This is a genomic window from Allobosea sp. FW305-C-101 (genome assembly GCF_058783685.1).
On record NZ_JBYSYT010000001.1, the window covers coordinates 1,230,620 to 1,250,238 of the forward strand.

The 19,619-nt window shown below is 67.6% G+C and carries 18 protein-coding genes; 7 read left to right on the plus strand and 11 right to left on the minus strand.

Annotated elements, in window-relative coordinates; translation table 11 throughout:
• The first annotated feature begins 58 nt into the window (after positions 1–58).
• The gene (locus AC3WMA_RS05800; protein WP_492284418.1) at positions 59–640 is read left to right on the plus strand and encodes a TetR/AcrR family transcriptional regulator; all 582 of its coding nucleotides are present in this window, start codon (positions 59–61) and stop codon (positions 638–640) included.
• Positions 641–647: 7 nt separating this feature from the next.
• Here the strand turns inward: AC3WMA_RS05800 and AC3WMA_RS05805 are convergent, their stop codons facing one another.
• From AC3WMA_RS05805 to AC3WMA_RS05830, 6 genes are all read right to left on the minus strand, one after another.
• Positions 648–1,856, minus strand: coding sequence for a M20 family metallopeptidase (locus AC3WMA_RS05805; protein ID WP_492284419.1), 1,209 nt, complete (start codon positions 1,854–1,856; stop codon positions 648–650).
• 122 nt (positions 1,857–1,978) lie between these two features.
• Positions 1,979–4,753 (minus strand): tetratricopeptide repeat protein, encoded by a 2,775-nt coding sequence (locus tag AC3WMA_RS05810; protein WP_492284420.1) that lies wholly within the window; start codon positions 4,751–4,753, stop codon positions 1,979–1,981.
• Positions 4,754–4,876: 123 nt separating this feature from the next.
• Positions 4,877–5,803, minus strand: a complete 927-nt coding sequence (locus AC3WMA_RS05815; RefSeq protein ID WP_492284421.1) for a cation diffusion facilitator family transporter — start codon at positions 5,801–5,803, stop codon at positions 4,877–4,879.
• An 88-nt stretch (positions 5,804–5,891) separates the two neighbouring features.
• On the minus strand, positions 5,892–6,431 hold the full coding sequence (locus tag AC3WMA_RS05820) for a chromate transporter (RefSeq protein WP_492284422.1): 540 nt from the start codon (positions 6,429–6,431) through the stop codon (positions 5,892–5,894).
• Positions 6,431–6,997 (minus strand): chromate transporter, encoded by a 567-nt coding sequence (locus AC3WMA_RS05825; protein WP_492284423.1) that lies wholly within the window; start codon positions 6,995–6,997, stop codon positions 6,431–6,433. Before AC3WMA_RS05825 ends, AC3WMA_RS05820 begins: the two co-directional genes overlap by 1 nt.
• 9 nt (positions 6,998–7,006) lie before the next feature.
• Positions 7,007–7,639: a LysE family translocator gene (locus AC3WMA_RS05830; protein WP_492284424.1), complete on the minus strand. Its 633-nt coding sequence runs from the start codon at positions 7,637–7,639 to the stop codon at positions 7,007–7,009.
• Positions 7,640–7,809: 170 nt separating this feature from the next.
• Between AC3WMA_RS05830 and AC3WMA_RS05835 the strand changes: the two genes are divergently transcribed.
• Positions 7,810–8,385 (plus strand): GNAT family acetyltransferase, encoded by a 576-nt coding sequence (locus tag AC3WMA_RS05835; protein WP_492284425.1) that lies wholly within the window; start codon positions 7,810–7,812, stop codon positions 8,383–8,385.
• 68 nt (positions 8,386–8,453) lie between these two features.
• Here AC3WMA_RS05835 and AC3WMA_RS05840 read toward each other — a convergent pair whose 3' ends face one another.
• The 3 genes from AC3WMA_RS05840 to AC3WMA_RS05850 all read right to left on the minus strand — a co-directional run bounded on the left by AC3WMA_RS05840 (position 8,454) and on the right by AC3WMA_RS05850 (position 11,273).
• Entirely contained in the window at positions 8,454–8,960 is a 507-nt protein-coding gene (locus AC3WMA_RS05840) for a DinB family protein (protein WP_492284426.1), read from the minus strand.
• An 80-nt stretch (positions 8,961–9,040) separates the two neighbouring features.
• Entirely contained in the window at positions 9,041–10,264 is a 1,224-nt protein-coding gene (locus AC3WMA_RS05845) for an NAD(P)/FAD-dependent oxidoreductase (RefSeq protein WP_492284427.1), read from the minus strand.
• A gap of 94 nt (positions 10,265–10,358) precedes the next feature.
• Positions 10,359–11,273 (minus strand): LysR family transcriptional regulator, encoded by a 915-nt coding sequence (locus AC3WMA_RS05850; RefSeq protein ID WP_492284428.1) that lies wholly within the window; start codon positions 11,271–11,273, stop codon positions 10,359–10,361.
• A gap of 166 nt (positions 11,274–11,439) precedes the next feature.
• Between AC3WMA_RS05850 and amaB the strand changes: the two genes are divergently transcribed.
• The 5 genes from amaB to AC3WMA_RS05875 all read left to right on the plus strand — a co-directional run bounded on the left by amaB (position 11,440) and on the right by AC3WMA_RS05875 (position 17,863).
• The gene (gene amaB / locus AC3WMA_RS05855) at positions 11,440–12,960 is read left to right on the plus strand and encodes an L-piperidine-6-carboxylate dehydrogenase (protein ID WP_492284429.1); all 1,521 of its coding nucleotides are present in this window, start codon (positions 11,440–11,442) and stop codon (positions 12,958–12,960) included.
• Between the two features lie 126 nt (positions 12,961–13,086).
• Positions 13,087–14,283, plus strand: a complete 1,197-nt coding sequence (locus AC3WMA_RS05860; RefSeq protein WP_492284430.1) for an acyl-CoA dehydrogenase — start codon at positions 13,087–13,089, stop codon at positions 14,281–14,283.
• A gap of 115 nt (positions 14,284–14,398) precedes the next feature.
• On the plus strand, positions 14,399–15,601 hold the full coding sequence (locus AC3WMA_RS05865; protein WP_492284431.1) for a CaiB/BaiF CoA transferase family protein: 1,203 nt from the start codon (positions 14,399–14,401) through the stop codon (positions 15,599–15,601).
• Positions 15,594–17,270, plus strand: coding sequence for a thiamine pyrophosphate-binding protein (locus AC3WMA_RS05870; RefSeq protein WP_492284432.1), 1,677 nt, complete (start codon positions 15,594–15,596; stop codon positions 17,268–17,270). Before AC3WMA_RS05865 ends, AC3WMA_RS05870 begins: the two co-directional genes overlap by 8 nt.
• A gap of 95 nt (positions 17,271–17,365) precedes the next feature.
• The gene (locus AC3WMA_RS05875; protein WP_492284433.1) at positions 17,366–17,863 is read left to right on the plus strand and encodes a hypothetical protein; all 498 of its coding nucleotides are present in this window, start codon (positions 17,366–17,368) and stop codon (positions 17,861–17,863) included.
• Between the two features lie 10 nt (positions 17,864–17,873).
• Here the strand turns inward: AC3WMA_RS05875 and AC3WMA_RS05880 are convergent, their stop codons facing one another.
• Positions 17,874–18,473: an HdeD family acid-resistance protein gene (locus AC3WMA_RS05880; protein ID WP_492284434.1), complete on the minus strand. Its 600-nt coding sequence runs from the start codon at positions 18,471–18,473 to the stop codon at positions 17,874–17,876.
• Positions 18,474–18,616: 143 nt separating this feature from the next.
• The gene (tal, locus tag AC3WMA_RS05885) at positions 18,617–19,585 is read right to left on the minus strand and encodes a transaldolase (protein ID WP_492284435.1); all 969 of its coding nucleotides are present in this window, start codon (positions 19,583–19,585) and stop codon (positions 18,617–18,619) included.
• Between the last annotated feature and the right edge of the window lie 34 nt (positions 19,586–19,619).

Here is a 19,619-nt window from a genome sequence, read left to right on the forward strand (position 1 = left end):
CTAAACGGGCCGTTTCGTTATGTCAAGGCCAGCCTGTGACACTGGAGACCGGACGCCCATGGACCCGCGCCCCAAACGCCGCGCCTCGATCGGCGCGCGTCGTAGCCCCGAGACCGAGGCAGCCGTGAAGGAAGCCGCCAGAGCTGTGCTGGCGGAGAAGGGTTATGCCGGCTTCTCGATCGAGGAGGTCGCGCGCCGTGCCGGCGCCGGCAAGCCGACGATCTATCGCTGGTGGCCGAACAAGGCCGACCTGTTCATCGCGATCTACGGAGCGAACAAGGATGCGGCCATCCCCGTGCCGGACGAGGGTTCGCTGCGCGCCGACCTGCTGCGCTATACGCGGGATCTCTGGCGCTTCTGGCGCGAGGATACGGCCGGGCGCGTCTTCAAGGGGCTGATCGCCGAAGCGCAGACCAGCGACAGCGCGCTCGCCGCGCTGCGCTTCAAGTTCATGCCGGAGCGGCTGGCAGCTCCGCGGGAGATGTTCGTGCGCGCCGCCGGGCGCGGCGAATTCGCGCCTGAGGAGATCGACGACCGGCTGGAATTCTGGGTTGCCTTCAACTGGCTGCACGCGCTGACCGACCGGCTGAGCGAGGACGAAGCCTCGCTCAGCCGCAAGATCGAGCTGCTTTGCCGCTAGCGACCGGTCATTCCACCCTGGCGGCGGCGCGCATCACGGCGAGCGCCAGCGTCTGCGCGGCGGGGACGATGCTCTCGACCTCGAGGAACTCGTCCGGGGTATGGGCCATGCCGCCGATCGGGCCGACGCTGCACAGCGTGGGCGTCCCCTGTGCGGCCGTGAAGCCTGAATCGGCGCAGCCGCCGGTGAACTCCGCGGTGACGCCGATGCCGAAGGCGGCGGCCGCCTCGCGATAGGTGTCGTAGAGCGCAGCCGAGTCCGAGGAGCGCTCCAGCGGCAGGAACTCGCCCTTGATCGAGAGCACCGCGCTCGTGCCGGCAACCTCGGGCGCCTCGATGATCGCCTTGATCTTGCCGACCATCTCGTCGCGCTGGGCGGCGGTGACATAGCGCAGGTCGATCTCACACCAGGCGCTGGGCGCGATGGTGTTGACCGTCTGGCCGCCGCCGATCAGGCCGACATTGACGGTGATGCCCTTCTCCAGATCGGTGAGACCCTGGAGCTTCGGAATCTTGTGACCGAGATCGACGATGGCCGAGGCGCCTTTCTCGTAATTCGCGCCGGAATGGGCCGGCTTGCCGGTGAACTCGGCGCGCATGAAGACGCCGCCCTTGCGGCCGCTGGTGACCGACTGCTTCTGGTCTTTCGCGAAATCGGTGCCGGCCGGCAGGCGGCTGGGCTCGGCATTGAAGACGCAGCGCGACTCGCGGGCTGCCGCCTCGATGACCGGGCGCGAGGACGGCGAGCCGATCTCCTCGTCGCTGGTCGTCAGCATCAGGAGCGGCGCAGCTAGGCCGCCGCATTCGGCGAAGGCGGCAGCCACGAACGCCGAGATCATCACGCCCGCCTTCATGTCGGCGACGCCCGGGCCATAGGCGCGCGTGCCCTTGATGGTGAAGGGCCGGCGCGTCGGCTCGCCCTGCGGGAACACGGTATCGCGATGGCCGAGCAGCATGACCGGGCGCTGGTCGTTGGCGGTCGGGTTGGGCAGGCGCGCCCGAACAGCGTCGCCGAAGCGGCTATCCGGCACGATCTCGACCTCGAGCCCGTTCGCCCGATGGAAGCGCGCGACGACATCGCCGGCCCGGTCGACGCCGGCCTTATCGTAGGAGCCGGAGTCTGTGTCGACCAGCTCGCGCAGCAGCGCGACCATGCCTTCCTTGCGGCTCGCCAGCCACTCGGTGACCTTCTTCTCCTCGGGGGTCAGGGCGCTCATCGCTTCACTCGCATTCGTTCCGGATGGGACAATGCGGGTGAGCTTATCGCCATTGCCGTGGGCGGCAATGGCAGGCGACAACGGCCTTGCCATTCATGCCGCGCATGACCCCGGCCCGGCGTCTATTTCGGCGCCGCCATCCGCCGGATCAGCGCGTCGCGGGCTGCGCGGGCGGCCTCGCGGGCAGCTTCATCGAGTTGACCCCGTGCCGGCTGCTCCAGTGCCTTGGCATAGTAGCCGAGCGCGAGCTGGTCCGAGGCGATCCCGGCATAGAGATCGCCAAGCCGCCTGTTGGCCTGAAGCGAGGCTTCCGGCCTTGCCGCAGCAGCCTCGAAGGCGCCGATCGCCCCCGGTACGTCACCCAGCTTGGCCTTCAACTCCGCACGCGCCAGCAGAAGGCGTGGGTCGCCCGCCTTCGCCCCTAGCGCTGTCTCGACATCGGCGAGAGCGGCCGCCGCATCACCCTGCCCGAGCCGGGCATCGCTTCGCAGCAGCAAGGCCTCGGTATCGGAGGGCGCGGTCGCGAGCCGGGCCGTCGCATCCTCCGCCGCATCGGAGAAGCGGCCGAGGCCGAGCCTCGCCTTTGCGCGCAGCAGCAGCAGGTCGGCTTCCGGCGCGGGCGCGGCGAGCGCGGCCGTGGCGAAGCGCTCGGCGGCGGCGGGATCGCCGGTCGCGAGATTGATCCGGGCGGCCAGCGCCTGCCAGCGCGGCTGGTCCGGCTCGATCCGCAGCGCCATCGCGATATCGGTCAGGGCTGCCGGATTGTCGGAGCGCAGGTTGAGCGCGGCGCGCTCGGCATAGGCTCGCGCCCGGTCCGGCGCCCGCTTGATCACCTCGGCGAAATCAGCGCGCGCGGCGTTGACCCGGTTCAACTGCACGCGGGCGATCCCGCGCCAGAGGAAGAGATCGGCGACATGGCCCGGCGTCAGACCGGAGGTCCTGGCCCGGAAGGGAATGGGCACGATATCGTCGATGACCTTGCTTAGGTCCGATTCCGCGTCGAGCGCATCGCCCAGCCGGGCGGCGGCGAGTCCGCGCACGGCCTGCGCCCCGGCGTTGAAGCGGTTGTCAGTGAGCGCCGCCGCGGCCAGCTCCCGCGCGTTCGCCACATCGCCACGGGCCAGCGCAACGCGCGCCCGCAAGGCCTGCTCGGCATAGGCGCCGGGCAAGCGGTTAGTCCGCCAGTTGTCGAGAACCGTGACGGCCTCGTCGAGCGCGCCGGTTTCGATGAGCGCGACGACGAGATCATCCTCGCCCTGCAGCCCTGCAGGCACGTCCGTCGGCAGGCGCGCCTTCTCGCGCAGGTCCTCCAGCGCCTGAATGGGCTTGCCGGCCATCAGGAAGGCGCTTGCGCGGTCGGCGCGATAGAACTGTGCCTTCGGATCGCTTGCGACGAGTTCGGTGAGGTCGGCAACCGCCGCCTCGTAGTTCCCCCTGCCCTGGGAGACAGAAGCGCGCGCCAGCATGGCCTGCGCCCAGATGCTCTTGTCCGCCCCCGAACGCCGGACGGCGCTGTCGGCATCGGCCCAGGCCCGGTCGAAAGGCGTCAGGTCCTTGCCGTAGCGGTAATCCGACAGATGGGCGTAGGCGCGAGCGAGGGTCGCGGGGAGATAATCGGGCGCAGCTGCGACGGCCAAATCGAAATCGCCGATCTGACTGTCAAAGGGCCGGGCCTTGGCGCGCTCGATCAACCGGTCGGCCTTGGCCTGCGGCGTGGCGGCCGTTTCGACGAGACGGTCGCAGCTCTGCATGCGCAAGGGATCGTCGCGGGTGGCGCAGCGCTTCTTCAACTCGGCCGCGTCGAGATCGGCGACGACGATGGGCTTCGGCTTGTCGAATTCGGCGACGCGGGCCGCATGGCGCTCCCGCGAGGCGATGTCATAGGCCATTTTCGCATCGGTCCGCGCTGCGGAGCGGGCGAGGATGGCGCGTGCGCCAGCCGGATTGCCCGAAGCGAGCAGGATGTCCGCCTTCAATTCATGAGCGTCGAACAGGCCGGGATCGAGCTCGATCGCCTTGTCCGCATCCGCCGTGGCAGCGGCCATGTCCTTCATCGCGAGCTTGACGGCGCCGCGCGTCGCGTAAGCGCGGCCGGAGCGGGGCTCGGCCTCGGCAACCACCTCGGCATCGGCAAGCGCTTCCGGCCATTCGCGGCGCGCCAGCCGGGCGCGGGCGCGGATTTCGATCAAGTCGACCTGCTTCGGAAAGGCCGCGATCCCCTCGGTCGCCTCCCTTGCGGCGGCCTCGAAGGTGCCGAGATAGTACAGGCTGCGGGCGCGGGTGATGAAGGTATCCGAGTTGCGGAAGCCGCCTTCGCGCGCCTTGTCGACATGCGCCACCGCGTCGGTGTAGCGGCCGGTGGCATAGGCGAGCAGGCCGAGGAGATAGTCGCTGCGCGGATGCTGCTTCTGCCAGAACAGGCCCTTGCGCAAATCCTCGCCCGCGCCGGCGAAATCATATTGCAGCAGCCTGAGATAGCCGCGATTGGCATGGTTGTCCGGGTCGAAGGGATCGTTCTCGATCGCGGCGGTGAAATCCGCCATCGCGCCCTCGCGATTGCCGAGCTTGAAGCGGACGCGGCCACGGTCGCGGTAGAGCGCCGCAAAGTTTGGCGCGAGGACCAGCGCCTCCGAGTAATCCTTCTCGGCCTCGGCCGGGCGGCCGAGCGCGAGCTGGGTATGGCCGCGCGCAACATGGGCCATCGCCTTGACCTTGCGATCGACCCTCCCCTTCAGGATGGCGTTGCAGGCGGCGAGCCCCTTCTCGGTGCGGTCATCCTTGCAGAGCGCGACGGTCCCGGCTTTCTGGGCCAGAACGGGCTTCGGGCCGAGCAGGCAGAGCAGCGGCAGCGCCAGGACCAGGACCAGGAACGCCCTCCGCCAGAGCAAGCAGGCCATGCCAACCTCCCAGACACCATCCCGCACGGAAACTGACGCTAGGAAAGACTAGCATGCGGTGGCTGCCGGCGTCATGCAGCCAGCGCAGCCGAACCTCGACAGGCAACTGCTGGAGCGTCCCGCTCAATCCGCCCATTCGGGATCGGTGGTGAAGGCGATGGTCAGCCAGCGGTCCGGAGTGTCGTCGCCGATCGCCTCGCCGACCTCGTCGCGGATCTGGTCCCATTCCTCGAGCTTCCGCGCGGGGCTGCCCTTGGGCACGATGAAATAGAGTTCGATCTGCCGGCCCCGGCCGACGCGGGCGACATAGGAGCGGTAGGAAGCGAAGCCGTGGCGGCGGACCATCTCTTCGGCGACCGTATCGACATGGCCCTTCAGGTCGGCGGGGGTCACCAGCAGGATTTCGCCCAATGACTGCTTGATCGTCCCGATCGGGATGGGAATGACGACGATGCAGACCAGCGCGAGGGCGACCGGGTCGACATAGGGCAGCATCCAGGCGAGTTTCGTTCCCTGGATCGCGTAGCCGAAAACGAAGGCGACGAGCAGGGCGCCGCTGAGGCTGCCCGACATCACCCAGGACTTGGCATCCAGCGCCACGAAAGCCGAATTGAGCGTCCGGTTGGCCCGCCGGCCATAGATCGCCATGGCGAAGGCGAGCAGCATCGTCACGATCGCATAGATGATCGCGTAGTCGAAGGACAGCATCCGGCCGCCCGCCATGATGCTGCCGATGGCGTTGATCAGCGCGTAGATCGCGGCACCGGTCAGGAGGATGCCGTTGAGGCCCAGCACCATCGGCTCCAGGTGCCAGAAGCCCATGGTGAAATGTTTCACCAGCTTGCTGCCGGCGGCCTCGTTCGCGGTCGAGGACACGATGAGGTTCGCCACCAGCAGCGCGACGACCGTCATGGTCGCATCGGTCAGTGCGTAGATGCCGTCGAAGACGATCGCGAAGGAGCCGGAGAGCAGGCCGAAGACGATGCCCACGGCCGCCAGCACGAAGGTCACGACGATCGAAAGGCGCAGGACGCTTTGCTCGGTCTTCATCACGCCTCTCGCGTTCTACCCGGATGCGAGCCTATCTGCCCTGCTGCGGACGCGCCAATCCCGGCGGCAACAGCGCCGACCTGCCTTTTCAGGCGATGCCGGCAGACCAGGCGAGCACATAGACGAGCGTCCCGATCGCCATCGGCGCGAGCGGATTGACCTTGGAACGATAGGTCACGAGCGCGGTCGCCGCCGTGATCGCATAGCCGGCGAGGCCGGCATCGGCAGCGAGCGTCGCGACCACGCCGCTCGCCAGCATCAGGCCCAGCGCGATCGGCACCAGCGCCAGCGTGACGATCCGGACCACGCGGCTGCCGCCGAAGCGCTGCAGGCCGCGGCTGGAAGCGAGCGCCAGCAGGCAGGAGGGCAGGAGGAGCGCCGTCGTCGCGACCAGCAGACCGGCCGTACCGGCAACATGCCAGCCGATGATACTGCCGAGCATGATGTTGGGGCCGGGCGCCGTCTGGGCGATGGCGAAGAGGCGGGCGAAGGTCGGCGCATCCATCCAGCCAAGGATGTCGACGACCTGACGGTGGATTTCCGGCACGACCGCATTGGCGCCGCCGATCGCCATCAGCGAGATCGTGCCGAAGGTGACGATCAGCTGGAAGAAGACGCCACGCTCCATCAGATCCGCCGCGCTCCCAGTGTCGCCGCGACGAGGCCCAGCGGCACGAGCACCAGCAGGGTCGGCAACATCGGCAAACGGAGCAGGCCAACCGCAATGAAGGCAGCTGCGGCCATCAGCCAGGCCCAGCGCGCGAGGCCGGCCTTCGTCAAGAGCCGCAAGGCGGTGCCGAGAATGAGCCCGGCGGCGCTGGCGGCGGCGCCGGTCAGAGCGACCTGCGCGAGCGGATGGCCGGAGACCGCGTCATAGGCATTCGCGAGCGCGACGAGGCAGAGCAGCGGCATCGCCATCAGCGCGAAGACGCAGGTCAGCGCACCGATTCCGCCGCGGAAGCGATCGCCCAGCATCACCGCCGCGTTGACCGTGTTGGCGCCGGGCAGCGCCTGGCAGATGCCGATCAATTCGGCATAGCCGCGATCGTCGAGCCAGTTGCGCTCGGAAACGATGATATGGCGCGCGATCGGCCCGACGCCGCCGAAGCCCATCAGGCCGATCTTGAGGAAGCCCGTGAACAGGTCCGGCAGGCTCGGCCGGGGCGCTTCCGATGCGGTCTCCAGGCTCGACATCCCGGCTTGCTAGCGCCGCGATTCCATCGCCATGCGCACAGCGAAGCCCGCGAGCACCGTGCCCATCAGCCAGCGCTGGACCAGCGACCAGAACGGCCGCGTCCGCAGGAACAGCGCGATGCTGCCGGCCGCCGTCGCGATCAGGGCATTGACGCTGCCGCTGATCGCGATCTGGACGAAGCCGAGCACGACCGATTGGGAGAGCACGTTGCCGGCGGCCGGATCGATGAATTGCGGCAGGAGCGCGAGATAGAACATCGCGATCTTCGGATTGAGCAGGCTGGTCAGGAAGCCCATGGCGAAGAGCTTGCGCGGCCCGTCATGCGGGAGATCACGGACATGGAAGGGCGAGCTGCCGCCCGGCCGCACAGCCTGCCAGGCGAGCCAGAGCAGATAGGCCGCGCCACCAAGCCTGAGCACGTCATAGGCATAGGGCACGGCGAAGAGCAGCGCCGTGATGCCGAACGCCGCGCAGAACATGTAGACGAAGAAACCGAGGATGACGCCGCCGAGCGAGATCAGCCCGGCGCCCCTGCCCTGCGCGATCGAGCGCGAGATCAGGTAGATCATGTTGGGGCCGGGCGTCAGCACCATGCCGAGCGCGATCAGCGAGAAGGTGATGAGGGTCGTCGTCTCGGGCATGTGAAGCGCTCCGGCGGAACTCAGCGCTTGGACCATGGATCGCGATAGTCGGCAATCGGCTGTGTCATGGGAGCGGCCATGCAAACCGTCGATGCGTGACCCTGCTTCTCCCAAACGGAACCCGCAGCTTCGCTGAAGGTTGTCGCCTGTAAGCGGATTGGGGGGAAGACATGACGCTGTTCAGCCGCGTTCTCTACACGGTCATCGCCTTTGCGTTGCTGGGCGCCTCGATCGTCCTGATCGGCGTCGCGGTCTGGCGGACGTCGCAGGGGTTCTGGACCGGCGACGGTGCGCTCGACACGATGCTCGACGGGATCGGCCTCGTCATCATCGCGGTGGCGGTCGCCGATGTCGGCAAGTTCCTGTTCGAGGAGGAGGTCATCGCCGATCGCGAAATGCGCCACCCGGCCGAGGCGCGGGGATCGCTGACCAAGTTCATGTCGATCATGATCGTGGCGCTCTCGTTGGAATCGCTGGTGCTGATCGCCAAGACCTCGCGCGAGACGATGGGGGACATCATCTATCCCGGCCTGCTGATGCTGCTCGCCGTGCTGGCCCTGATCGGGCTCGGCCTGTTCCAGAAGCTCAGCCAGAACGCCACGGCAGCCGTGCCGCCGGATCGGGACGAGGACGACGGCAATCCTGCGAACGTTGAACCAAGGCTCAAACCGCGCAGACCCAAACGCATGTCATCCCGGCTGGAGCGAGGCGAAGAGCCGGGATCCATGCCTGAGCCTACCCGTTAGAAGCTCAGGCATGGATCCCGGGCCTCCCTATGGTCGCCCGGGATGATCGCCTTGAATTGCGAGTGCCCTCACCGCAGCTCGTCGACCAGGAGCAGATCGGTATCATCCGGCTTCGCCCCCGCCGCCGTGAGCATGGCGTGGATCTGGCCGCGATGGTGGGTCTGGTGGTTGAAGAAATGCGCGAGCACGAAGGCGCGCGGCTTGCCCATCTCGCGGCCGGCGGCGCCGGAATACCAGATCAGCGTACCGCGCAGCCAATCGGCCGTGACACTCTCGGCCCAGTCGAGCAGGAACTGGTCGCGTTGCCGCCGGCGCGCACAGAACTGCACCCAGCCCTCGAAATAGACCGCCGAATCGCGGCCGCCCACCGAGGGCTTCTCGGTGCCGATGAGGCGGCTCAGCCAGGTCTCGTCGGCCCAGAGGATGTGGTTGAAGGTGCCGTGGATCGACTTGAAGAAGGCGCCGCGATCGAGCTTGCGGGCCTCGTCGGTCAAGCCATCCGCAGCCGCCATCAGGCTGCGGTTCTGCCAGGCGTTGTAGCGGGCCATGGTCTGGACGAAAGCGGGATCGACCATGGCGGCCTCCTCTCAGGCAGTCGGTTTACCGCATTTTCTTCACGCGAACCGGTATCCACTTCGCTCGAAAATGCTCCTGGTCAGATGACGTTGGCCTCCTTGAGCGGCCGGTTCGCAACGATGCGCTCGTGGCCGAGATCGGCAAGGTCGAGCGAGCGATAGCGGCCATGCGCGATATGCTCGGCGAGCCCGCGCCCGACCGCCGGCGCCTGCTGGAGGCCATGGCCGGAGAAGCCGTTTGCGAGATAGAGATTGGGCAGGCCGACCGCCGGACCGATGATCGCGTTATGGTCGAGCCCGCACATGTCGTAAGGACCCGCCCAGGCGCGGCCGGGCCTGATCTGCTCGAAAGCCGGGATGCGGGTGGCGAGCGAAGGCCAGACCACCTCCTCGAAGAAGCCCCAGTCGACATCCTCCGCTGCAGGATCGGTCTCGATCCATTCGGCATCCTGCTCCGGCGTCAAGGGCGAGCAGCTGCCGATGAAGAGCTGGCCTTCCGCCGAGCGCTTGCCCTCTTGCCGGCACCAGGCGCCGGTCGTGTCGATCAGGAGCGGGCAGCCATCGACATCGCCCTTGCAGGTGAAGGAGAAGACATAGCGCTTCATCGACTTCACGGGGATGGAAACGCCCGCCGTCGCGGCGAGCTTCGCACCATGGGTGCCGCTGGCGTTGACCACGGCGCCGCAAGCGATGCGGCTGCCATCGGCGAGCTCGACTCCGGTGACGCGCCCGCCTTCGGTGACGTAAGCTGCTATCTCGCCCTGCCGATACTCGACGCCGAGGCTACGCGCCTTCTTGCGAAAGGCCTGAAGCAGCGCCCAGCCGTCGAACCAGCCCTCGCCGCTCACGCCGAAGGTGCCACAAGCGAGATCCTCGGTGTTGAGCCAGGGGAAGCGCTGCTTCAGCGTCGCGGGATCGTAGAGGGCGATATCGGCGCCCTCAGCAGCTTGCAGCTTCTGGTTGGCTTCGAGGATCGGCGCGCCGGGCTCGCTCGCGAGATAGAGATAGCCGCCCTCATGCAGGTCGATCGCCGGAACCTCGCCGTCGACTGAGAGATGTGTCCCGATATTGCGCAGGAAATCGATGCCGAAAAGCGAGATGCGGATGTTCACCGCACTCGAAAACTGCTGGCGGATCGAGGCGGCCGAGAGCGCGGAGGCCGACAAGCGATAGGTCGGGTCCTTCTCGACCACCACGACCTTGCCGGTGAAGCCGGGATCGGCGGCGAGATGATAGGCGACGGAGGAGCCGATCGCGGCGCCCCCGCAGATCACGACATCGGCGCTTTCGGAGACGGGCGGCATGGCAGGCCTCGCGCAGCCGGCTTGGATGGGAAAAGCCGGGTTGGTGAATTTCGCGCATGAATGAACGAGCGCGAGGCGCTTGTCGAGAGGCGCCTTAACTCGCTGGCGCGCATTCCCCGAGCAGCCAGTCGCGGAAGGCGATCACGGTCGGCAGATTGGCCTTCTCTTCGGGATAGACCAGATAGTAGCCATCCTTGCCGGTCACGGGCCGGTCGATCGGGATGACCAGCGCGCCCGAGCGCAACTCCTCCTCGACCAGGAAGCGCGGCACGATGGCGAGCCCGAGCCCCGCGACCGCCGCCTGCGCAATCATGGCGAACTGCTCGAAACGCGGCCCCATCAAGGCCCGCTCCGGCGCCAACCCCTGCTGCTCCAGCCAGTTCGCCCAGGCGCGCGGCCGGGTCGATTGCTGCAGCAGCGGCGCCCGCAGCATGTCGGCCGCCTCGGTGATGCCGACGCGCGCCAGCAGCGAGGGCGCTGCGACCGGAACGACCTCCTCGCCCATCAGGCGATGGAGCCGCGCACCCGGCCAGTTCTCCGCACCGAAATGCACGGCGGCATCGACCTGCTCGCGGGCGAAGTCGAAGGGCACCAGCCGGGTGGTGAAATTGATGGTGATGCCGGGATGAGCCTCGGTGAAGCGCGGCAGGCGCGGGATCAGCCAGCGCGTACCGAAGGTCGGCAGTGTAGCCAGATTGAGCACGCCGGCCGCACCGCGAAAGGCGATGGCGGAAACCGTCGCAGCCGCGAGCCGGGACAGGCCGTCGCGGATGTCGTTGGCGTAGGCTGCGCCGGCGGCCGTCAGGCTGACGCGCTTCTTGACGCGCTCGAACAGGCTGACGCCGAGCACCTTCTCGAGATGCGCGACCTGCCGGCTGACCGCTCCCTGCGTCAGGTTCAATTCCTCCGCCGCACGCGTGAAACTGCCATGCCGGGCCGCCGCCTCGAAGGCGGCGAGCGCGGACAGCGAGGGCACCGAGAGGCGGCCGGGAACGAGCGCGTCATCCATGAGAAATACTCACCAAGTGGTGAGAACATATCGGTTGCCCAAGCAACGGGAAAGAGGGCATTCTGCCGGCCTCAAGCGCGGCGACCTTAAGGTTCCCGCGCCTTTATGTCATGCGCCTTGGGGCATGTGCTCTTGGGCTCCCGCTCGCGACCGCTGGAAGACAAAGATGGCCACATCCCTGCCGAAAGACACGCTCGCCCTGCTCAAGCGCCTCGGCGTCGCCGACTCGGCCTATGCCGATGCCGGCCTGACGGCGGGCTCGCCGATCACCGGCGAGACCGTCGTGACGCTGCGCGAGACGTCGCCGGCCGAGGCCGAGGCCGCGATCGGCCGGGCCCAGTCCGCCTATCTCGCCTGGCGCAAGGTGCCGGCGCCGCGCCGCGGCGAGTTCGTCCGTCTGCTCGGCGAGGAGCTGCGCGCCGCCAAGGCCGATCTCGGCCTGCTGGTGACGCTCGAAGCCGGCAAGGTGACCTCCGAGGGCCTCGGCGAGGTCCAGGAGATGATCGACATCTGCGACTTCGCCGTCGGCCTGTCGCGCCAGCTCTACGGCCTGACCATCGCCACGGAGCGTCCGAACCATCGCATGATGGAGACCTGGCACCCGATTGGCGTCGTGGGCGTGATCTCGGCCTTCAATTTCCCGGTCGCGGTCTGGTGCTGGAACGCGGCGCTCGCCTTCGTCTGCGGTGACAGCGTCGTCTGGAAGCCTTCCGAGAAAACCCCGCTGACCGCGCTCGCCGTGCAGGCCATCGTCGAGAAGACGATGAAGCGCTTTGGTTCGGAAGCTCCGATCGGCCTCTCCGAGGTCCTCGTCGGCGGCCGCGAGCTCGGCGACATCCTGGTTTCGGACCACCGCGTCCCGGTCGTCTCGGCCACCGGCTCGACCCGCATGGGCAAGGAAGTCGGCCAGAAGCTCGCCGCGCGCTTCGCCCGCGCCATCCTCGAACTCGGCGGCAACAACGCCGCGATCGTCGCCCCCTCGGCCGACCTTGACATCGCGCTGCGCGGCATCGCCTTCGCGGCGATGGGCACCGCCGGCCAGCGTTGCACCACGCTGCGCCGCCTGATCGTGCATGAAAGCGTCTATGACGCGCTCGTGCCGAAGCTCGCCAAGGTCTACGGCTCGGTGAAGATCGGCGATCCGCGCGAGGCCGGCGTGCTGGTCGGCCCGCTGGTCGACGAGGCCGCCTATCAGGGCATGCAGAAGGCGCTCTCCGAGGCCAAGGCTGAAGGTGGCAAGGTCCATGGCGGCGAGAAGGTCGATGTCGGTTCCGGCGGTTTCTATGTCCGCCCGGCCCTGGTCGAGATGCCCAAGCAGTGCGGCCCGGTCGAGCGCGAGACCTTCGCCCCGATCCTCTACGTGATGAAGTACAAGTCCATCGACGAGGCGATCGCGATCCAGAACGCCGTCGGCGCGGGCCTGTCCTCCTCGATCTTCACGCTCAACATGCGCGAGGCCGAGCTCTTCGTCTCCGACGAGGGCTCCGATTGCGGCATCGCCAACGTCAATATCGGCCCCTCGGGCGCCGAGATCGGCGGCGCGTTCGGCGGCGAGAAGGAGACGGGCGGCGGCCGCGAGGCCGGCTCGGACGCCTGGAAGGCCTATATGCGCCGCGCCACCAACACGCTGAACTACGGCACCACGCTGCCGCTGGCGCAGGGCGTCAGCTTCGACGTGGATGCGTGATCGCTAATACCCGTCATTCTCGGGCGTAGCGAAGCGCAGACCCGAGAATCTCATGACCATTAGCTGGTTTCCGAGATGGTCGGGTCAAGCCCGACCATGACGCAAACGATACGGGAGAGACAGAAAATGGCCGGCAGCCACAAGCTCGCGAAGTTCACCTGGGACGATGCCTACCTGCTCGACGAGCAGCTGAACGAGGACGAGCGGCTGATCCGCGACACGGCCCGCGCCTATGCGCAGGAGAAGCTCGCTCCCCGCATCCATGACGCCTATCTCGACGAGAAGACCGACCGCTCGATCTTCAACGAAATGGGCGAGCTCGGCCTGCTCGGCGTCACCGTCCCCGAGGAATACGGCTGCGCCGGCGCCAATTACGTCTCCTATGGGCTCGTCGCCCGCGAGGTCGAGCGCATCGACTCGGGCTATCGCTCGATGATGTCGGTGCAGTCCTCGCTGGTGATGTTCCCGATCTATGCCTATGGCAGCGAGGAGCAGCGCAAGAAGTACCTGCCCAAGCTCGGCTCGGGCGAATGGGTCGGCTGCTTCGGCCTGACCGAGCCGGATGCCGGCTCCGATCCCGGCGGCATGAAGACCCGCGCCGAGAAGGTCGCCGACGGCTACAGGCTGACCGGCTCCAAGATGTGGATTTCGAACTCGCCGATCGCCGACGTCTTCGTCGTCTGGGCGAAGTCGGCCGCGCATGACAACCAGATCCGCGGCTTCGTGCTCGAGAAGGGCATGAAGGGCCTGTCCGCGCCGAAGATCGGCGGCAAGCTCTCGCTTCGCGCCTCGATCACCGGCGAGGTCGTCATGGACGGCGTCATCGTGCCGGAAGAGAACCTGCTGCCGAACGTCTCGGGCCTCTCCGGCCCGTTCGGCTGCCTCAACCGCGCCCGCTACGGCATCTCCTGGGGCGTGATGGGCGCCGCCGAGGATTGCTTCCACCGCGCCCGCCAGTACGGGCTCGACCGCAAGCAGTTCAACAAGCCGCTCGCCCAGACGCAGCTCTACCAGAAGAAGCTGGCGGACATGCTGACCGAGATCACGCTCGGCCTGCAGGGTTCTCTGCGCGTCGGCCGCCTGCTCGACGAGGGCAAGATGGCCCCGGAGATGATCTCGCTGGTCAAGCGCAACAATTGCGGCAAGGCGCTCGACATCGCACGCCAGGCCCGCGACATGCACGGCGGCAACGGCATCCAGATCGAGTATCATGTGATGCGCCATGCGGCGAACCTCGAGACGGTGAACACCTATGAGGGCACGCATGACGTCCACGCGCTGATCCTCGGCCGGGCGATCACCGGCCTGCAGGCGTTCTTCTGAAACCCACCCGTCATCCCGGCCGCAGCGAAGCGGAGCGCCGGGATCCATCGTAGAGCGCAACGCCCTTCGATGGATCCCGGGACAAGCCCGGGATGACGGCGTTCAGGCTATCTTCATGTCCCTCCCTACGCCCTCCGCTTCCCCCCTCGCCGGCCTGCGCGTCCTCGAACTGGCGCGCATCCTCGCAGGTCCCTGGATCGGCCAGCTCCTGGCCGATCTCGGCGCCGATGTCGTCAAGGTCGAGGCGCCGGAAGGCGACGACACCCGCAAATGGGGCCCGCCCTTCGTCGAGGGCACTGGCGAAGAGCACCTCTCCGCTGCCTATTTCCATGCCGCCAATCGCGGCAAGCGTTCGATCACCGCCGATTTCCGCACGGCCGAGGGACAGGCGCTGGTCCGGCGTCTCGCCGCGCATGCCGATGTCGTGATCGAGAACTTCAAGGTCGGCGGCCTCTCGAAATACGGGCTCGACGCCGCCTCGCTGCGCAAGGACTTCCCGCGCCTCGTCTATTGCTCGGTCACCGGCTTCGGGCAGGACGGCCCCTATGCGCCGCGCGCCGGCTACGACTTCCTCGTGCAGGGCATGGGCGGAGCGATGTCGATCACCGGCGAGCCGGCAGGTGCGCCGATGAAGGCGGGCTACGCCGTCGCCGACATCTATACCGGGCTCTATGCCACGGTCGGCATCCTCTCGGCCTTGCGCCAGCGCGATGCCACCGGCGAGGGCTCGACGCTCGATCTCGCCCTGCTCGATTCGCAGGTCGCCGTGCTCGGCAACCAGGCGATGAACTATCTCGTCGGCGGCAATCCGCCGCCGCGGCTCGGCAACGCCCATCCGAATATCGTGCCCTATGACGTGTTCCCGGTTGCGGACGGCCATATTATCATCGCGACCGGCAATGACGGGCAGTGGCGCAAGCTCTGCGAGGTGCTGGGCGAGCCGGCTTTGGCGGACCATCCCGACTATCTCGACAACAAGTCGCGGGTGAAGAACCGCGTGGCGCTGACGGAGAAGCTGCACCTGCTCTGCCAGCGCTATGCCAAGCTCGATCTGCTGGCCGCGCTGGAGAAGGTCGGCGTGCCCGCCGGCCCGATCAACGATATCGGCGAGGTCTTCGCCGATCCGCAGATCGTCGCGCGCGGCGTCAGAGTCGACCTGCCGAGTGAAGCCGCGAAGGCGGGCCATATTCCGACCGTCGCCTCGCCCATCGTCATGAACGGCGTGCGGCAGGTGGCAGGACGTCCGAGCCCACGACTCGGCGAACATGCCGACGACATCTTGAACGACCCGGCCTGGGGAGGGCCGCAGCATGGCTAATCGCACTGGCGGGCAGATCCTCGTCGACCAGCTTCTGATCCACGGCGCCACCGACGCCTTCTGCGTGCCGGGCGAGAGCTATCTCGCCGTGCTCGACGCGCTGCACGACGCCTCGATGAAGGTCACCATCTGCCGGGCCGAGGGCGGCGCCTGCATGATGGCGGAAGCCGCCGGCAAGCTCACCGGCAAGCCCGGCATCTGCTTCGTGACGCGCGGCCCCGGTGCCACCAATGCCTCGCCCGGTATCCATATCGCCGACCAGGACTCGACCCCGCTGATCCTCTTCGTCGGCCAGATCGACCAGAGCATGCGCGAGCGCGAGGCCTTCCAGGAACTCGACTACCGCGCCGTCTTCGGCACGATGACCAAGTGGGCGACCGAGATCGACGATGCCGCACGCATCCCGGAGATCATCAGCCGCGCCTTCCATGTCGCGACCTCGGGCCGTCCCGGCCCGGTCGTGATCGCGCTGCCCGAAAACATGCTGACCGACCTTGCTGACGTTGCCGACGCCGAGCCCTATCAGGTCACCGAGCAGCATCCGGCTCCGGCGCAGATGGCCGATCTCGCCAAGCGCTTCGCTGCCGCCAAGTCGCCGATCGCGATCCTCGGCGGCTCGCGCTGGAGCCCGGAGGCGATCGCCAATTTCCAGGCTTTCGCCGAGCGTTTCGACCTGCCGGTCGCGGTCTCGTTCCGCCGGCAGATGCTGTTCCCGGCCGACCATCCGAACTTCGCCGGCGATCTCGGCATCGGCCCGAACCCGAAGCTGCTCGCCCGCATCAAGGAGAGCGACCTCGTCCTGCTGGTCGGCGGGCGCCTCTCGGAGATGCCGAGCCAGTCCTACACGCTGTTCGGCATCCCGAATCCCGGCCGGCCGCTGGTGCATGTCCATGCCGATCCGGAAGAGCTCGGCCGGGTCTATCGCCCGACGCTGGCGATCAATGCCTCGCCGGCCGGCTTCTGCGCCGCGCTCAAGACGATCGAGCCGCCGAATGCCCCCGCCTGGAAGGGCGCCAGCGCCGCCGCGCATGAAGCCTATATCGCCTGGAGCGAGCAGCCGGCGCCCGTGCCCGGCGAATTCCATCCTGGCGAGATGGTGCGCTGGCTGCGCAGCCAGCTCCCCGACGACGCCATCCTGTGCAATGGCGCGGGCAATTACGCGACCTGGGTGCACCGCTTCCATCGCTTCAACAAGTTCGCGACGCAGCTCGCCCCGACCTGCGGCTCGATGGGCTATGGCGTGCCGGCCGCAATCGGCGCCAAGCGGATTTTCCCGGAGCGCACCGTGATCGCATTCGCCGGCGACGGCTGCTTCCTGATGAACGGCCAGGATTTCGCGACGGCCGTGCAATACGACCTGCCGGTGATCGTCGTCGTCGTCGATAACGGCATGTACGGCACGATCCGCATGCATCAGGAGCGCGATTATCCCGGCCGCGTCTCGGCGACGACGCTGAAGAACCCTGATTTCGCAGCCTATGCCAAGGCCTTCGGAGGCCATGGCGAGCGGGTCGAGAAGACCGCGGAATTCGCCCCGGCTTTCGAGCGCGCGGTGAAGAGCGGCAAGCCCGCGATCATCCACTGCCTGCTCGACCCCGAGGCGATCACGCCTGCCAAGTCGCTTTCGACGATCCGGGCCGAGGCTTTCGCGGCCCAAAGCAAAAAGTAAACATCCCGGACGAGAATCTTAACCTCGTCCGTGAACCTGAACCGAACCTTTCGCGACCATTGAGCGTTGAGCTGGTGGTAGCGGAGGGCAAGGCGATGGCACGCAACGGGATGGCGCGGTTTGGACTCGCGGCGGCGCTCCTCATGGCCGCCGCACCCGCGGCGGAAGCCGCCGGACTGTTCGACGATCTCGCCCGCGCGCTGTTCGGCGGCGGGCCTCGCCTGCGGGCCTCCCCCATCTACGAATATTATGACGACGAGCCGCGCGTGCGGGCGCCACGCGCCCGTGCTCCGGAGGTTTCCGTGAAACCCAAGCCGCCCGTCGTCCAGCTCGATCCCCAGGCCGACAAGCACTGGTATCTCAAGGACCCGACGCTGCGGCGCGGCGACATCGTCGTGACCGCGGGCGGCGTGCTCGTCTATCAGGGCCGTGATGCCGACGCCTCGCGCCCGGCCGATTTCGTCGCGCTCGGCGGCAACGATGCCAAGGGCTGGAAGCAGCAATTGCAGTCGGCAGCAGCCGGCGGGCGCGCCCGCTTCAACGACCTCAGCACACCGGCCAAACCGGCCGTGACAGCTGAGGCCGCCGAGTAGACAGACGGGCTCAGCGCGGCTTCACGCCGTCGAATGTGGAGCGGATCGCGCGCGCCAGCGCGATCGCGGCCCAGCCCTGGAAGATCAGCTCGATCGCGAAGAAGGTGCCGAGCACCCAGAGGCTGGAGCCCGGCCATTGCGCCAGGATCATGCCACCGAGCAGCAGCGAGAGCGCGCCCGATAGTGCGAGCCATCGCCAGGCCGGCAGTTCCCGGTTCTGGAAGGCGACGACGAGGCGCAGCACGCCGGTCGCGACCAGGGCCGCACCGGCCAGCAGCGTCAGCGATGCCGTGGCAAGGAGCGGATTGGCGAAGGTCATCAGGCCCACCGCGATGTAAAGCGCGCCGATGAGGATGTGCAGCAGGCGGCTCTTCCAGCCCTGATGCCGGAAGGCGTCTATCAGCACGACGACGCCGCCGACGAGGATCATCGCCCCGAACCAGATCGCGCTGGCGAGGCTGAGCAGCGCGACAGCCCCAAGGCCGACCACGCCGAGGATGATCAGCGCGATGCCCGCCGCCATCAACCAGCCGGAATTGCGCCGCAGCGGCACTAGATGCGTGGCGAGCGAGGAGCCGGTGCGAGGGGAGGATTCCGCAGGCGTGGTCATGGCCGACTCCGGTTGGGCGGGGCCGCAACAGCCAAGGCGGCCTCGTCAGGATAGGCATCCATCAGAGGCGCACGCGCGCGCTCCGTCAATGATCTGCCGCAAGGCGGCAGATCGGATCACGCGCCCGTGCGCCGAAAATCGGCTCAGCCGAGCTTCTCGGTGACGAGCTTGCGCAGGCCGCGCAGGTCCTTGACGAAGCCGCGGATGCCTTCGGCCAGCTTCTCGGTGCCCATCGCATCTTCGTTCATGGCGAAGCGGAAGGCCTTCTCGTCATAGCCCAGCTTCTTGCTGAAGCCCGAGGCCACCTGCGGCGAGGAGGCGGGCGACAGGCGGCGCGGCAGGTCGCCGGTCGCGGCGGCGAGCTCGTCGAGCAGGCCAGGCCCGATGGTCAGGCGATCGCAGCCCGCCAGCGCCTCGATCTCGCCGGTGTTGCGGAAGGAGGCCCCCATCACGACCGTCTTGATGCCGAAGGTCTTGTAATAGGCGTAGATGCTCTTGACCGAAACCACGCCGGGATCGGTCTCCGCGGTGTAGGGGCCGCCGCCGGCCTTGACATGCCAGTCGAGAATGCGGCCAACGAAGGGCGAGATCAGGAAGGCATTGGCCTCGGCGGCCGCTACCGCCTGCGACAAGGCGAAGAGCAGGGTCAGGTTGCAGTCGATGCCCTCGCCCTGCAGCACCTTGGCAGCCTGCAGGCCCTCCCAGGTCGAGGCGATCTTGATGAGGATGCGATCCTTTTCGACGCCGCGCTCCTTGTAGGCGGCGATGACGGCGCGCGCCTTCTCGATGGTCGCGGCCGTGTCGAAGGAGAGATCGGCGTCGACCTCGGTCGAGACCCGGCCAGGCACGATCTTGGTCAGCTCCGCGCCGAAGCTCACGGCGAGGCGGTCGCAGACCGCGTGGACCGCCTTATCGCCGCTGCCCTGCTTCTTGCCCCAGCCGATCGCCTCGTCGACGATATGGGCATAGGCCGGCGTCTCCACTGCCTTGAGGATCAGGGTCGGGTTGGTGGTGCAGTCGACGGGCTTCAGGCGACGCACGGCCTCGATGTCGCCGGTGTCGGCGACGACGGTGGTCATCTGGCGGAGCTGGTCGAGCTTGGAGGCGGTCATCGGTCTTCCTCGGCAATTCTTCTTGTCGTAACGC

Bases quoted from the DNA above. Each gene is read 5' to 3' on its own strand.
- AC3WMA_RS05820 (WP_492284422.1), bottom strand. From the start codon at position 6,431: ATGGAGCGTGGCGTCTTCTTCCAGCTGATCGTCACCTTCGGCACGATC.
- AC3WMA_RS05835 (WP_492284425.1), top strand. From the start codon at position 7,810: ATGACGCTGTTCAGCCGCGTTCTCTACACGGTCATCGCCTTTGCGTTG.
- AC3WMA_RS05875 (WP_492284433.1), top strand. From the start codon at position 17,366: ATGGCACGCAACGGGATGGCGCGGTTTGGACTCGCGGCGGCGCTCCTC.
- AC3WMA_RS05850 (WP_492284428.1), bottom strand. From the start codon at position 11,273: ATGGATGACGCGCTCGTTCCCGGCCGCCTCTCGGTGCCCTCGCTGTCC.
- AC3WMA_RS05870 (WP_492284432.1), top strand. From the start codon at position 15,594: ATGGCTAATCGCACTGGCGGGCAGATCCTCGTCGACCAGCTTCTGATC.
- AC3WMA_RS05815 (WP_492284421.1), bottom strand. From the start codon at position 5,803: ATGAAGACCGAGCAAAGCGTCCTGCGCCTTTCGATCGTCGTGACCTTC.
- tal (WP_492284435.1), bottom strand. From the start codon at position 19,585: ATGACCGCCTCCAAGCTCGACCAGCTCCGCCAGATGACCACCGTCGTC.
- AC3WMA_RS05880 (WP_492284434.1), bottom strand. From the start codon at position 18,473: ATGACCACGCCTGCGGAATCCTCCCCTCGCACCGGCTCCTCGCTCGCC.
- AC3WMA_RS05805 (WP_492284419.1), bottom strand. From the start codon at position 1,856: ATGAGCGCCCTGACCCCCGAGGAGAAGAAGGTCACCGAGTGGCTGGCG.
- AC3WMA_RS05830 (WP_492284424.1), bottom strand. From the start codon at position 7,639: ATGCCCGAGACGACGACCCTCATCACCTTCTCGCTGATCGCGCTCGGC.
- AC3WMA_RS05810 (WP_492284420.1), bottom strand. From the start codon at position 4,753: ATGGCCTGCTTGCTCTGGCGGAGGGCGTTCCTGGTCCTGGTCCTGGCG.
- AC3WMA_RS05825 (WP_492284423.1), bottom strand. From the start codon at position 6,997: ATGTCGAGCCTGGAGACCGCATCGGAAGCGCCCCGGCCGAGCCTGCCG.
- AC3WMA_RS05840 (WP_492284426.1), bottom strand. From the start codon at position 8,960: ATGGTCGATCCCGCTTTCGTCCAGACCATGGCCCGCTACAACGCCTGG.
- amaB (WP_492284429.1), top strand. From the start codon at position 11,440: ATGGCCACATCCCTGCCGAAAGACACGCTCGCCCTGCTCAAGCGCCTC.
- AC3WMA_RS05860 (WP_492284430.1), top strand. From the start codon at position 13,087: ATGGCCGGCAGCCACAAGCTCGCGAAGTTCACCTGGGACGATGCCTAC.
- AC3WMA_RS05800 (WP_492284418.1), top strand. From the start codon at position 59: ATGGACCCGCGCCCCAAACGCCGCGCCTCGATCGGCGCGCGTCGTAGC.
- AC3WMA_RS05865 (WP_492284431.1), top strand. From the start codon at position 14,399: ATGTCCCTCCCTACGCCCTCCGCTTCCCCCCTCGCCGGCCTGCGCGTC.
- AC3WMA_RS05845 (WP_492284427.1), bottom strand. From the start codon at position 10,264: ATGCCGCCCGTCTCCGAAAGCGCCGATGTCGTGATCTGCGGGGGCGCC.